The organism is Roseimaritima sediminicola (assembly GCF_009618275.1).
Classification (GTDB): domain Bacteria; phylum Planctomycetota; class Planctomycetia; order Pirellulales; family Pirellulaceae; genus Roseimaritima; species Roseimaritima sediminicola.
Map to the genome: position 1 here is coordinate 21,278 of NZ_WIAD01000021.1, position 14,055 is coordinate 35,332.

9 protein-coding genes are annotated in these 14,055 nt (G+C 63.5%); 7 read left to right on the forward strand and 2 right to left on the reverse strand.

The annotated features are described in order from the left end of the window. Positions 1-23: 23 nt before the first annotated feature. Positions 24-1,772, reverse strand: coding sequence for a hypothetical protein (locus tag GE027_RS11860; protein ID WP_153557412.1), 1,749 nt, complete (start codon positions 1,770-1,772; stop codon positions 24-26). Positions 1,773-2,102: 330 nt separating this feature from the next. On the opposite strand from GE027_RS11860, the gene metH reads away from it, so the two are divergent. The 6 genes from metH (at position 2,103) to GE027_RS11890 (ending at position 11,745) form a co-directional block, all read left to right on the forward strand. Beyond that, the gene (gene metH, locus GE027_RS11865) at positions 2,103-5,801 is read left to right on the forward strand and encodes a methionine synthase (RefSeq protein ID WP_153557413.1); all 3,699 of its coding nucleotides are present in this window, start codon (positions 2,103-2,105) and stop codon (positions 5,799-5,801) included. 169 nt (positions 5,802-5,970) lie between these two features. Continuing rightward, positions 5,971-7,047 carry an acyltransferase family protein gene (locus GE027_RS11870; protein ID WP_237607476.1) on the forward strand — a complete coding sequence of 359 codons (1,077 nt, stop codon included), beginning with the start codon at positions 5,971-5,973 and terminating at the stop codon, positions 7,045-7,047. A 95-nt stretch (positions 7,048-7,142) separates the two neighbouring features. Next, positions 7,143-8,210, forward strand: coding sequence for a tetraacyldisaccharide 4'-kinase (gene lpxK, locus GE027_RS11875; RefSeq protein WP_237607477.1), 1,068 nt, complete (start codon positions 7,143-7,145; stop codon positions 8,208-8,210). 374 nt (positions 8,211-8,584) lie between these two features. Beyond that, positions 8,585-10,147 carry a glutamate--tRNA ligase gene (gene gltX / locus GE027_RS11880; RefSeq protein WP_153557415.1) on the forward strand — a complete coding sequence of 521 codons (1,563 nt, stop codon included), beginning with the start codon at positions 8,585-8,587 and terminating at the stop codon, positions 10,145-10,147. Between the two features lie 501 nt (positions 10,148-10,648). Further along, a complete protein-coding gene (gene cyaB / locus GE027_RS22835; protein ID WP_162006698.1) occupies positions 10,649-11,221 on the forward strand; it encodes a class IV adenylate cyclase in 573 nt (190 codons plus the stop codon). A gap of 65 nt (positions 11,222-11,286) precedes the next feature. Further along, on the forward strand, positions 11,287-11,745 hold the full coding sequence (locus GE027_RS11890; protein ID WP_153557417.1) for an eL24 family ribosomal protein: 459 nt from the start codon (positions 11,287-11,289) through the stop codon (positions 11,743-11,745). A 63-nt stretch (positions 11,746-11,808) separates the two neighbouring features. Here GE027_RS11890 and uvsE read toward each other — a convergent pair whose 3' ends face one another. Continuing rightward, positions 11,809-13,005: a UV DNA damage repair endonuclease UvsE gene (gene uvsE / locus GE027_RS11895; RefSeq protein ID WP_153557418.1), complete on the reverse strand. Its 1,197-nt coding sequence runs from the start codon at positions 13,003-13,005 to the stop codon at positions 11,809-11,811. Positions 13,006-13,488: 483 nt separating this feature from the next. On the opposite strand from uvsE, the gene GE027_RS11900 reads away from it, so the two are divergent. Then, positions 13,489-14,043: a YeeE/YedE thiosulfate transporter family protein gene (locus tag GE027_RS11900; protein WP_153557419.1), complete on the forward strand. Its 555-nt coding sequence runs from the start codon at positions 13,489-13,491 to the stop codon at positions 14,041-14,043. Positions 14,044-14,055 lie beyond the last annotated feature (12 nt).

Genomic DNA, 14,055 nt, shown 5'->3' on the forward strand with positions numbered 1-14,055 from the left:
AATGCGTTGCTTCCGGCGACGCGTTACTGCTGGGGATTGTCATAGGGGCTGAAAGGTCGCTCCGCCGGGCCGGGAGCGAGATTCGCCGGCGGCGGAACCGAATTCGCCGGCGGCGTGAACCCGGGTTCGTAACCGGGCTGTTGCGTCTGGTAACCGGGCTGGGGTTGGTAGCCGGGCTGGGGTTGCTGGTAACCGGGCTGAGGTTGCTGGTAGCCGGGCTGGGGTTGTTGGTAACCGGGCTGCGACTGGTAGCCGGGTTGTTGATTTGCAAAGCCCGGTTGGGTTGCTTGGTAGCCGGGTTGCGGAGCGCTGCGGTCGTGGTTCACGCCGCCGGGCAACTGAGCCAAGCGGGGATCGGCGGCCGCAGCGTGCTGGCCGGCGGGCGTGGCGAGGTCGCTCGGAGCCGCGTAGGGGTTGGCCGGGAAGCCATCGCCGGAGTTCGCCGGCGGCCGGTCCGCGGCGGCTTCGGGGGCCAGGTACCGGTTGAAGGTGATGGCGTTGGGCATGTCGGTTTGGCCCGGAGACGGCTGCGGCGCGGCGGTCTGCTCGCTCTCGATGCCGCCGAGGAAGGCTTGGCGATTGGCGGTGGTCGGTTCGCTTGCGGCAGCGCGGGTGGGTGCGTCGTCGTGGGAGTCGTAGGCCGAGTAGGGCGCGGCCAAATCCATCTGCTCGTCGCCGGCCGGTTCGTTGGTCATGGCCGGTTCGTTGATCAGGGTCGGTTCGTTGATGGTCGAACGGCTGTTCTGAAACGCGACGTTCGCTTCGCCGTCATTTGGAGCGGCTGCGGCGGCGGTATCAGGGTCCGCGGCGGGGTCGCCGGTCGCCGAGCCGGTGGGGCCGGCCAGATCGATCCGGTCGCCGTCGCCGCTGGGAGGCGAGCTGCCCCGTTCGGAAGCGGCCAGTTCGGAGGCGGCCCGTTCGGAAGCGGCCCGTTCGGAGGCGGCCAGTTCGACCGTGTCGGCCGCGGCGGCATCGGCCGCGGCGGGGTCCGCGCCGCTGGACGCCGGGTCCGGGGACGCGTCGTCGGCTTCGAAGTCCGCGAAGTCGAACTTCGGCTCGTCGTCGGTGTCTTGATTCGATGTCGACTCGGCGGCCTCCGGTTGCAGGCCGTCGGCCGATTCCGCCGAACCGGTGTCGATCCCCAGATCGGCCAGCAGTTGATCGGTGTCTTGTTCGGCCAGGCGAACCGCATCCTCGTCACCGCGGCGGCTGAACAGGATCACGGCACCGGCCGCCACGACCAACAGCAACACGACGACCAGCCGCGAAGCCATGGCTTCGGTCCAGGCCCGACCGGCCGGCACCCCGCCGAGCCCGGGCGCAGCCTGGTTCGGCGGCGCGGCCTTGGCGGTCGGGGTATGATCAGGGGTGACGGCATCGGGGCGCGGTGCGACGGCCGGCGGCGGCGGGAAATCCGCCCCGTTTCCGTGCAGCGTGGGCGGAGGCGGAAAATCATCGCCAGGCGCGGCCAGCGTATCGCTGGTCGGCAGCGGCACCGCTGGGGGCGCGGCCGACATCGGACCGGCGTCGCCCACGGGCGAAGAGTCCGCCGCGGCGGACGCATTACCGGCAGCGTGCCCGTCAGCGGCGGCGTGCCCGGCGGCAGGTGGGCCGGCGATGGGCGATTCGAGGTGGACGGTGCGCATGCGAAACAGCACCGGAGGCGCACCGCTGGCCGCCGCTTGGGGCGTGCGATCCGCTGCGGCTCGTTCGTCACGGGCAGGATGAACCGGTGCGTCGGTACCGGAGTGTGGGAAAGGATGATTGGCCATGTTCGGTCGTCCTTGACGGCGTGCTGCACGCTCTGGCTGCGGCAGGAATCTCGGTGCGGGGCCCGGCCGACGGGTCGCCGGGGGCGCATCTTGGGTCCGATCGTTCTTATCGGCACGGCGGTTTGACGATCTTGACCTATTTGCGGAATAGCGAAAGCTTGCCGGTGCGGCAAGGTGGATCGGCCCTGGACGGCTGTAATCTCTTGTGAAAAACCGCTCAAGCGGGAACAATCATCTTTATCCCGGCCACCGGGTTGCTGCCGCGATGATGCTAGCAGCGGCGGAAACGGGATCCTCGAAACACGCAATTACGAACGGTTTGGTGAACAAATGCTGCATGCCAGCGACACAGAAACAATCCTTCCTTCCCTGATTCGCGAACGGATCCTGGTCCTCGACGGGGCCATGGGCACGATGATCCAGCGTCTGAAGCTGGACGAGCAAGGGGTTCGCGGGGAGCGTTTCGCCGATCACCACAAGGATTTGAAGAACTTCTCCGACATCCTTTGCTTGACGCATCCGGAAAAGATCACCGACATCCATCGCGCTTACTTGGACGCCGGCGCGGACATCGTGGAGACGAATTCCTTTGGGGCTTCGCCCGTGGGGATCATGGAATTCGACCTGCCGCTGGAGTTGGTCGACGAGCTCAACCGGGCGGCGGTGGCCTGTGCTCGGGCGGCAACCGAGGAATACAGCGAGAAAACGCCCGACCGGCCGCGATTTGTGGCCGGTTCGATCGGTCCGACCACCAAACAGCTGGCCATCAGCACCCAGGACGATCCGGCGCACCGCGACGTGACCTTCCGTCAAATGGTCGACAGTTACCGCGTCCAGGTCGATTCTTTGCTCGACGCCGGCGTGGACCTGTTGTTGCCCGAGACGGCGATCGACACGTTGAACCTGAAGGCTTGTCTGTTCGCCATTACCGACAGCTTCAACGCGGGCTCGCGGCGCGTGCCGGTGATGGCCAGCGGCACGTTCAGCGACGGCGGCCGGACGTTTGTCAGCGCCCAGAGCGTGGAGGCGTTCTGGACGGCGATCAGCCATTTTCCGCTGTTGAGCGTGGGCATGAACTGCGCTCTCGGTCCGGACGTGATGCGCTCGCACATCGAAGAGCTGGCCCGCGTGGCCGGCATTCCGGTCAGCTGCCACCCCAACGCCGGACTGCCCAACGAGATGGGCGAGTTCGATCTGGGGCCGCAGGCGATGGCCGACAAGGTGGGCGAGTACGCCGAGAAGGGCTGGGTGAACATCCTGGGCGGTTGCTGTGGGACGACGCCGGATCATATCCGGGCGATCAGCGAGCGTGTCGAAGGCTGCCGGCCCAAACAGGACAACCCCGGGCCGGTGTACACGCGGCTGTCGGGCCAGTTGCCCTTTGCGATGCGGCCGGAGATTCCGTTCACGATGATCGGCGAACGGACCAACGTGATGGGCAGCCGCGCGTTTGCCCGCTTGATCAAAGAAGAGAAGTACGACGAAGCCGTAGAGGTCGCTCGGCAGCAGGTCGAGAACGGGGCGGCGATCATCGACGTCAACTTCGACGTCGCCCTGCTGGACGGCGTCGAGGCGATGACCCGCTTTCTGCGTCTGCTGGCTGCCGACAGCGTGGCCGCCGCCGTGCCGATCATGATCGACAGTAGTAACTGGGAAGTGCTGGAAGCCGGGCTGCAGTGCGTCCAGGGCAAGGCCATCGTCAACAGCATCAGTTTGAAAGACGGCGAGGAGAAATTCCTCGAGCGGGCTCGGTTGGTGCGCCAGTACGGGGCCGCCGCCGTGGTGATGGCCTTTGACGAAGAGGGGCAGGCCGCCGAAAAGGACGCCAAGGTGGCGATCTGCAAACGGTCCTACGACCTGTTGGTGGGCGAATTGGACTTCCCGCCCGAAGACATCATCTTCGACCCCAACATCCTGACCGTGGCCACGGGCATGGCCGAACACAATAACTATGCGGTCGACTTCATCGAAGCGGTTCGAGAGATCAAGAAGGTTTGTCCCGGGGCCAAGACCAGCGGCGGCGTCAGCAACATCAGCTTCAGCTTCCGCGGTAACGACCGCGTCCGCGAAGCGATGCACAGCGCGTTTCTGTACCACGCCGTGCGGGCCGGACTGGACATGGGCATCGTCAATGCCGGGCAACTGGAGGTCTACGAAGAGATCCCCAAGGAGTTGCTCGAGTACGTCGAGGACGTGCTGCTGAACCGCCGCGAGGATGCCACCGATCGGCTGCTGGAGTACGCCGAGAAGGTCAAGGGCACCGGCAAGAAGGCCGCGGGAGAGGACCTGACGTGGCGCGAAGCCGACGTCGCCTCACGGCTCAAGCACGCTCTGCTGAAAGGCATCGACAAGTTCGTCGTCGAAGACACCGAGGAGGCTCGCCAGCAACTGCCGCGCTGTCTGGACGTGATCGAAGGGCCGCTGATGGACGGCATGCAAGTCGTCGGCGACCTGTTCGGACAGGGCAAGATGTTCCTGCCCCAGGTGGTCAAATCGGCACGCGTGATGAAAAAGGCCGTGGCCTACCTCGAACCGTTTATGGAAGAGGAAAAGAAGGCGCTGGGGATCGAGATGAACGCCTACCGCGGCAAGTTCCTGATCGCCACGGTCAAGGGCGACGTGCACGACATCGGCAAGAACATCGTGGGCGTCGTGTTGCAGTGCAATAACTACAACGTGATCGACCTGGGCGTGATGGTCTCGGCCGAGAAGATTCTCGAAGAGGCCCGCAAACACGATGTCGACATGATCGGGTTGAGCGGATTGATTACGCCCAGTCTGGAAGAAATGGTCCACGTCGCGCGGGAGATGAAACGTCACGACGTCCAGCTGCCGCTGTTGGTCGGCGGGGCCACGACCAGCGCCAAACACACGGCCGTGCGGATCGCGCCGCAGTACGACCAACCGGTGATCCACGTCCTGGACGCCAGCCGCAGCGTGGGCGTGGTCGAAAAACTGATGAGCGACGAGCACCGCGGCGCGTTCATCGAGGAGAACGTCAAGACGCAGGAAAAGTTGGTGGCCAGCTACCGCGACCGGCGGCAGAAACTGGTCTCCTACGAAGACGCACTGGCCAACCGCTTTCCCACCGATTGGCAGTCCGTGCGAATCGATGAACCGGAGTTTCTGGGCGTGCGGGTGCTGGAAAACTACGCCTTGGAGGACATCCGTCCCTACATCGACTGGTCGCCGTTCTTCATGACCTGGGAGCTGAAAGGCAAGTATCCCAAGATCTTCGATTCGCCCGAGCTCGGTGCGCAGGCTCGCGAGCTGTACGACGACGCCAACCGGATGCTCGACGAAATCATCGCCAACGGCAGCCTGCAGGCGCGCGCCGCGTACGGTTTCTTTCCGGCCGCCAGCGATGGCGACGATGTGATCCTGTATACCGACGATGAACGTACCGAGGAGCGGACGCGGTTTCACTTCCTGCGTCAGCAGTGGGAGCGCAAAGGACAAACCCACTATCGCTCACTGGCCGATTACATCGCTCCGGTCGATAGCGGACGGCGGGATTACCTGGGCGCCTTTGCCCTGACCGCCGGCCTGGGAGCCGATAAGTTGGGCGAGCACTACAAGTCCCAGCAGGACGATTATCACGCGATCATGGTCCAGGCCGTGGCCGACCGACTGGCCGAAGCCTTTGCGGAACTGCTGCACAAGCGAGTCCGGCAGGAGTGGGGTTACGGCCAAGAGGAACAGCTCAGCACCGAGGAGTTGATCGCCGAGTCCTATCGCGGAATTCGTCCGGCGGCCGGCTATCCGGCGTGTCCCGACCACACCGAGAAACGGATCCTGTTCGATCTGCTCGAGGCCGAGAGCAACGCTCATGTGCACCTGACCGATTCCTACGCGATGACGCCGGGCGCGGCCGTCAGCGGGCTGTACTTTGCGCATCCCGAGTCGCGGTACTTCAGCGTCGACCGGGTGACGCGCGACCAGGTGCAGGCCTACGCCAAGCGTAAGGGCCTGCCGCTGGGCGACGTGGAGCGGTGGTTGTCGCCAAACCTGGCGTACGATCCGGAATAGGCGGGCGATCCGGAACAGGCGGGCGATCCGGAACAACTGGACGGACCCGCTGCGGCGGACCGGGTTTCTGTCCGGCGGGGGGAAGGGTGGCCGCAGCGCGGACGCTCGGCCCCCAAAGCGGAGCTATGTTTGCGAAAGCATCCGTTGAACCAGATGACTCGCAAGCCGCATGACCCAGCCGCAGGCAACCAATCGTCGCATCGTCGAACTCGATGCCCTCCGCGCCCTGGCCGCCATCAATCTGGTGCTGTTTCACTTCACGCACGTGTATGCGGTGAAGTTCGGCTACACCGCGCCGCTGGGCTTTGAATGGCCCTACGGCGCGTATGGCGTGGAGATGTTTTTTATTCTCAGCGGCTTTGTCAACGCGATGTCGCTGCTGCGACGCGGCCAGCCGGGCAATTTTCTGTTGGCTCGCTTGATCCGCATCGCGCCGATCTTTTGGGTCGCGATCTTTGCCAACATGTGGTTCCTGAGCATGGCTCCGCTGGACTCGCAAACCGTCTCGCCGGGTCAGTGGCTAGCGAATCTGACGTTGATGCCGCGGATCGCCGGCTACGAATGCGTCGATCCGGTGATGTGGACGCTGCAGATCGAGATGCTGTTCTATCTGATCCTGGCCGGTTTGTTCGTGTCCGGGGCCCTCGGGCGGCCGGCGATCACGTGGTCGGTGCTGGTCGGCATGTCCCTCTTGGTGTGTCCGCTGCACGACGCTTGGCAAGCGGCCGGCAGCGACGGCCTGTTGGTCGCTGCGGTGGGGCTGCTGCGGCGGGTGCTGCTGTTGGATTTCCTTCCGCTGTTCGCGATCGGGTATCTGCTGTACCTGGTCAAAATCGGTCAGGGCAATCGCTGGCGGAACCTGGCCGGCATGTTCGCCGCGGCGGTGGTGTTTCATCAGATCGACCACGGCAAACACAACCCTGTGGCGACGGCCCTGATCGTGGGGCTCGTCGCCGCCTCGGCGTACGGCAAACTGCCGGTGCTGCGGCTGCGGTTCTTCGTGTTCATCAGCACGATCTCCTACGCGCTGTACCTGTTCCACAACAATCTGGGCTGTGTGTTGATCCAGCGTTTTGATCATGCCGGCGTGCCGCCGGTGGCGGCCCTGGCCATCGTCCTGGCATTCACCTTCGCCCTGGCGACGTTGATCACGACGCGAGTCGAACAACCGCTGTCGCGGTATCTGCGAGCGAAGTTCCTGGACGCCCGCGTGGCAAAAAGCAAAGCGGCCAATGCACCGGCGTAGCCGAAGTCGCCAGACTTTGGAAAACTACGTTTCGAAAGCGGAATCGCGCCGCGTCGCCGCTGGTCGATTGGGACCGCCGGCGGTAGGCTCTGGGCATGGACTACCACCGCTTGATGAACGGCACGCGACGCGATCCGCTGGCATACCTGCTGCGCGGTGTTTTGCGCAGCGCGTCCGGGGTCTACGGTGTGGGCGTTCGTCTCCGCAATCGCCGCTACGACCGTGGGGGCGGCCGCGATCCCATCACCCGTTTAGAAGTCCCCGTGATCTCGGTCGGCAACCTGACCACCGGCGGAACGGGCAAGACGCCGCTGGTGGCCTATCTCGCGCGGCTGCTGCGCGAGCAGGGGCTGCGCGTCGCCTTGGTCAGCCGAGGCTACGGTCGCGGCGAAGCGGCCCTGAACGACGAAGCCCTGGAACTGGAGCAGCGTTTGCCCGACGTGCCCCACGTGCAGGACCCGGACCGCGTGGCCGCGGCCACGGTGGCCGTCGAGGAACTGGACACGCAGGTCGTGCTGATGGACGACGGATTCCAGCATCGGCGGCTGTACCGCGACCTGGACATCGTCGTCATCGATGCCACCTGTCCCTTTGGTTATGGGTACCTGCTGCCTCGCGGAATGCTGCGCGAACCCCTCTCCTCGATCGCCCGCGCCGACGTGGCCGTGCTGTCGCGAAGCAACCTGGTGACGGCCGCAGAGCGCGAGCGGATTCGTGACGCTTATCTCGGGCGGAATCCGGAACTATTGTGGGTCGAAGCCGAACACCGGCCGGGCCGGCTGGTCGACGATCGCGGCCGCAGCGAGCCGCTCGAAGCGATTCGCGGGAAACGTGTGTTGGCGTTCTGCGGGATTGGCAACCCGGCGGCTTTCTCGCAAACCATCGCTGACTGTGGGGCCGACGTGGCCGACCTGAAAACGCTGGCCGATCATGCTCGCTACGACGCCCCCGCGATGCAGTCCTTGCAGGAATGGGCTCGGCAACATCAGAATGCGGCTGGCCAAAGGATCGACCGAGTGCTGTGCACGCAGAAGGATCTGGTCAAAGTGCGGGCCGGGCAAATCGGCGGCTTGCCGCTGCAGGCGGTGCAGATTGAACTGCACATCGCCGACGCGGAGCCGTTGGTGCAGCGTCTCGAGCAAACCGTCAATCCAACGGGATGAAGGCTACCAACAACCAACAACACACCTCGCTTCCTCCCCTCTCCCCCGAAGCGCCGCGAGCGTCAGCGAGCGTCAGCGAGTGAAGCTTCGGGGGAGAGGGGGGCCGGGGGTGAGGGGGGGGGCAGCTCCGGTGCAAGCCCTCGTCGCGACCCATGCCGCAACCATAAGCCTATAGCCGACGAGCACGAGCACGAGCACGAGCACGAGCACGAATCAAACTCGCCACTCGCCACTCGCCACTCGCCACTCGCCACTCGCCACTTAGAACCAACCAACAACCAACAACCAACAACCAACAACCAACAACCAACAACCAACAACCAACAACCAACAACCAACAACCAACAACCAACAACCAACAACCAACAACCAACATGCGTACACGTTTTGCTCCCAGTCCGACCGGTTACCTGCACATTGGAGGCGTGCGAACGGCTCTGTTCAATTGGTTGTTGGCTCGTCAGAGCGGCGGCCAGTTCGTGCTGCGGATCGACGACACCGACCAACAGCGGAACGTCGCCGAAGCGCTCGAGCCGATCCTCGAAGGCTTCCGCTGGCTGGGCATGGACTGGGACGAGGGCCCGGGTGTCGAAGGGCCGTATGGTCCGTACTACCAGTCGCAGCGGGGCGAGCTGTACAAGGCGGCTGCGGCCAAATTGATTGCCGAGGGACACGCCTACCGCGATTACAGCACCACCGAGGAACTGCAGCAGCAGCGGCAGGAAGCCGAGAAGGCGGGGCGGACGTTCGTCTATGACCGCCGCTGGATGGCCGAAGACGACGCCGCGGCGGCTCGCTTCGAAGCCGAAGGCCGGACGCACGTGGTCCGGCTGAAGATGCCGCGCGAGGGCGAGTGCGTGATCCAGGACGCGGTCCGCGGCGAAGTCCGCGTGCAGTGGGCCAGCGAACAGGACCACGTGATCCAGCGCGCCGACGGCAGCTGTCTGTATCACTTGGCCAGCGTCGTCGACGACCACGCCATGCAGATCACCCACGTGGTCCGGGCCGAAGAGCATCTGCCCAACACGCCGCGTCAGGTCTTCATCGCCCAGTCGCTGGGGTACGAGCTGCCGGAGTACGCGCACCTGCCCTACGTGGCCGAGCCGGCCGGAACGGCTAAGCTGAGCAAGCGGAAGCTCGCCAAATACCTGAAGAACCCGGAGTTCGCCCAGCTGATGAAGCACGGCCAGGCGATCGCCGAGCGAAGCGGGATGACGGTCGACGAGGCGACGTTCAATCCGGTGATCGTCGACTTCTACCGCGAAGTCGGTTTTTTGCCCGACGCCGTGCTGAATTACCTGCTGCTGCTGGGCTGGTCGCTGGACGGCGAAACCGAACACTTCGACCGCGAGTCGATGATCAAGCTGTTTTCCCTGACGCGGGTGAATAAGGCTCCGGCCAGTTTCGACCCTCAGAAGCTGCTGGCCTTTCAAGCCAACTGGATGCAGTCGCTGGAACGCAAACGCAAGGTCGCCATGGTGCTGCCGTACCTGCAGGCCGCCGATTTGGTCAGCGATCCGCCGCCCTGCGACATCGCCGATCGCCTGGGTGGCATCGTCGAAGCGGCTGGAGACCGGATCAAAGTCGCCGGAGACATCCTGGACTTCGACTACATGTTCCTGCCGGCCGACCAGCTCGAGTACGAAGACAAAGCGTTCCAGAAGCGATTGGTGAAACCCGCCGAGGCGGGCGAGTTGTTGCAGAAGTACAGCCAGACGCTCGAGGATGTCCAGCCGTTTGAGGCCGATTCGATCGAGGTGGGGCTGAAGCAGTTCTGCGCCGACCAGGACATCAAGATCGGTCAGATCATCCACGCCCTACGGGTCGCGACGACGGGCCGAGCCGCCGGCTTCGGGATGTTCGAGACGCTACAGATCCTGGGCCGCGAAGAAGTCCAAACCCGCATCGACCGCGCCCTGGCCCAGCTCGAGGCGTAGCTGAACTCGCCAGCGTTTGGTTGATGGCGAGTGGTGAGTGGTGAGTTCGAATCGTGCTCGTGCTCGTGCTCGTGCTCGTGCTCGATTTGAGATTTGCTGGCTCTGGCGGAATCTATGTATGAGAAGAATCGTTCTCTCCCCTCTCCCCCGAAGCCTGGCGAGCCTAAGCGAGTCAGGGTTCGGGGGAGAGGGGTTGGGGGTGAGGGGGACCAGCAGAGCAGCACCGCTTCCGTATTTCGATGCGGTGCGGCAATCGGAAAGGCGTACGCAAATAGTCGTTCCGTTGCACCCGAGACCCCCTCACCCCCGGCCCCTCTCCCACCACTGCTTCACTCGCTGACGCTCGCGGCGCAGCGGGGGAGAGGGGAGAAAACATTGCCTTCTACCGCTCCGTTCCCCTACATAGACTCCGCCGGAGTCAGCAGATTTCAGACTTCAGACTTAACCGCCTCGACCGGCGACCGAACCGTTTCCCCTCTCAGACTCTGGCGAGTTCAAAAAGTGCTTGAAATCGAATTAAAATTCCCGCTGGACGATGCGGAGCGCTTGCGCCAGCAGGTGCTCGAACTGGGCGGCAGTGTGGCCGGACCGCGGCAGCAGCACCGCGATACCTACTACGCGCATCCCTGTCGCGATTTCAAGAAAACCACCGAAGCGCTGCGGATCCGCGGGATCGATGGCCATTACCATATCACTTACAAGGGGCCCAAGCAGGCCAGTCAGGTCAAGACGCGGCAGGAACTGGAGTGGTCGCTCGGGCCCGACGACGCCCGCGGCGAGAAGATGACTGCCGTGTTGGAAGCCTTGGGTTTCCGGCCGGTGGCGACCGTAGAGAAGTTTCGGGAAACGCTGGAAATCCACTGGGATGGTTTGGTCTTGGAAGTGACGCTGGACGAAGTGAACGGTGTGGGCTGGTATGCCGAGATCGAGGCCATCGCGGCCGATCAAGCGGCGGTTGCCACCGCTCGCGAGGCCGTTTTGTCGCTTGCCCGGCGGCTAGGGTTGACGCAGCCGGAGCCACGTAGCTATTTGAACCTACTACTAAATGCGGAAAATCTTGACGCAAAAGATTGACGCAGGCTGTGCCGGCTACCTAGATTGACGGTGTTTGCTTTCTACCTACTTTGGGAAAACTAAAAATGAAAAAGATGATTGGATCGATTTTCGGCGTCGCGTTGGTTGCCTGCGCCACGGTCTGGGCGACCGAGCCGAAATTGGACGACGTCAAGTGCGTGGTCGCTTCGCGGAACGCCAGCGCCGATAAGTCGGCCGACTATAAAGAAGGCAAAGTTTTCTTCTGCTGCAACGGTTGCAAAGGTAAGTTCGAGAAAGCTCCGGAAAAGTTCACCGCCAAAGCCAATCACCAGTTGGTCGCCACCGAGCAGTACGAAGAGACCGCTTGCCCGATCAGCGGCCGTGACCTGAATCCGGAAACCAAGACCAAAGTCGCCGGCGTGGAAGTCGCTTTCTGCTGCAACGGCTGCAAGGGCAAAGTGGAAAAAGCCGAAGGCAAAGAGAAGATCGAATTGGTCTTCGGTGAAAAGGCCTTCAAGAAGGGCTTCAAGCCCGCCGAAGCCGACGAGCCCTCGGAAGGCTAAGCGCTTCGAATCGAACAGCGTGCTCAGAACGAACGGGGATTGCCGAAAGCGAACCGCCCGGGTTCACTTTCGGCAAACCGGTTCGTTCGGTGCTTTCTTCTGCTCCGCGATCAATCGTTGCTTCTCGGCCTTGCTCAAGGCTTTGATCGCCAGCTCCCGCTTCAGCGCCGCACTGCGGTGAGGATGCGTTTCTTGATACAGCACGCGGACCGGCAGCCGGCTGCGGGTGTAGCGCGAAGCCTTGCCGGCGTTGTGCTGCGCTAGCCGCCGCGACATGTCGTTGGTGATGCCCGTGTACAGCGTGTTGTCGCCGCAGCGGAGAACGTACACCGTCCAGCGTTGGGCCAGTTGTCGCTGCAGCCGCAGCACGGCTTGCTCTTTGGCTTTGGCTTCCACTTCCACCGTGATCGCGCGATCGCGCCAGCACTCCGGAAAGTCGGTGATATCGATGTACTCGTGGTGTCGACGCGGTTTCGGGCCCTGCCAACCTTCGATCGGGCTCGATAGATGAAACAGCGGTTCACGGTTCCAGGTTTCCAGGGCCCCGTCGGTAGCCTGTTCGATGCTCAGCGAATCGGGCAGGCAGCGGTGATGGTGGACGTCGTAGACCAGCGGGATGTTTTCCGCCCGGCACAGCGGCAGCAGGTCTTCGGGCGTGTAGGTGACGTCGTCGTTTTCGACCGTCAGCCGCTCCCGCACCCGGTCGCTTAGTCTGGGCAGCGTCTGGGCAAATCGTTTCAGGGCGGCCGGGCGGTCGCCGTAACCGCCGCCGCCGTGGATATTGACCACGTCGGCGCCAACCCACTGCGCCACCTCGCACTGGTATTCCAGTTCCAGGATCGAACGTTCGACGACGTCCGAGTGGGGCGAGTTCAGCACCACAAACTGGTCGGGGTGGAAACAGGTGCGGATATCGTGGGCCGCCGCAAACCGGCCGCAGGCCTCGAAGGCTTCTCGGACCCGCTGGCCCTCGGGCAATTCTTCGATCGCATAGCCGCATTGGAAGTGCGTTTTCAGCGGCAGGATTTGGCTGCAGATGCGAAAGCAACCGATCGCATGGTCCGCACAGTATTCAAGAGCCGCTTGCAGGGCCGCCGCATTGGTCAGGCACAGTTCGCTCAGCCGCGCCAGGCCCTGCTCGCGAGGCATCGCACTGTTGGCCTTGACCGTCGTGTTGCGGAACTTGATCGGTTGCTCGAGGAACGTACAGCACAATCCGAGGCGAAGCGGGGCGGTGGAACGAGGAGAGCTGCGAGCCATACGATACAAACGGAAAAGGGAAGGGCAGAAGGGAGCCGAGGGGACGTCAGCGGCCGAGCCGCATCGTCCCTGAAGCACCATAGCCGAACGCCTACCCCGAGCCGAATGCCAAAAGCGGCATACCATTTGCGGTTTTCCTGCTGAGTCGCCTAGAGTCGCCTTTCGCTCCGCGAAAGTTTTGCGGTTTTCGCTGAGTCGCCTTTCGCTCCGCGAAAGTAGGGCCAACGATCCGCAACTTTCGCGGAGCGAAAGGCGACGCTTGTGCAACTTTCGCGGAGCGAAAGGCGACTCTTGTACAACTTTCGCGGAGCGAAAGGCGACTCTTGCGCAACTTTCGCGGAGCGAAAGGCGACTCTTGTGCAACTTTCGCGGAGCGAAGGGCGACTCTGGCGCAACTTTCGCGGAGCGAAAGGCGACGCTTGTGCAACTTTCGCGGAGCGAAAGGCGACTCTTGCAATCCGACATCAATGGGAGAGACCAGATATGTTCGCCGATTGTTTCCCGCTGGCGGCATCCAGCGTGGATCCGCTGCAGTATCCCGGCCCCGCCTGGTCGCCCTACCTGGTCGGTGCGCTGATTGGCGGGCTGTCGATGCTGACCTTCTACTTTTCCAACAAACCCTTGGGGGCCTCGACGGCTTATGCACGCGTCGCCGGTATCTTGGGACTGGCGGTGGCTCGGCGGCATACCGAACGGCTGAAGTACTATCGCGACAAGCCGCCGAAGGTTGGTTGGGAGTTGATGTTGGTGGTCGCGGCAGTGGCGGGCTCCTTCCTGGCGGCTTGGAGCGGCGGCGAGCTGACCGGACGCTGGCTGCCCGAGATGTGGCAGCAGCGATTTGGTTCCGACAGCCATGTGCTGCGCGGCGTGGTGGCCTTTGCCGGCGGCACGTTGATGGCGTTTGGAGCTCGCATGGCCGGTGGCTGTACCAGCGGTCACGGGATCAGCGGCACGCTGCAGCTGGGGGTCGGATCCTGGCTCTCGGCGCTGTGTTTCTTCATCGGTGGCATTGCCGTCGCCATGTTGCTGTACGCCTAAAGCACTGGAGAA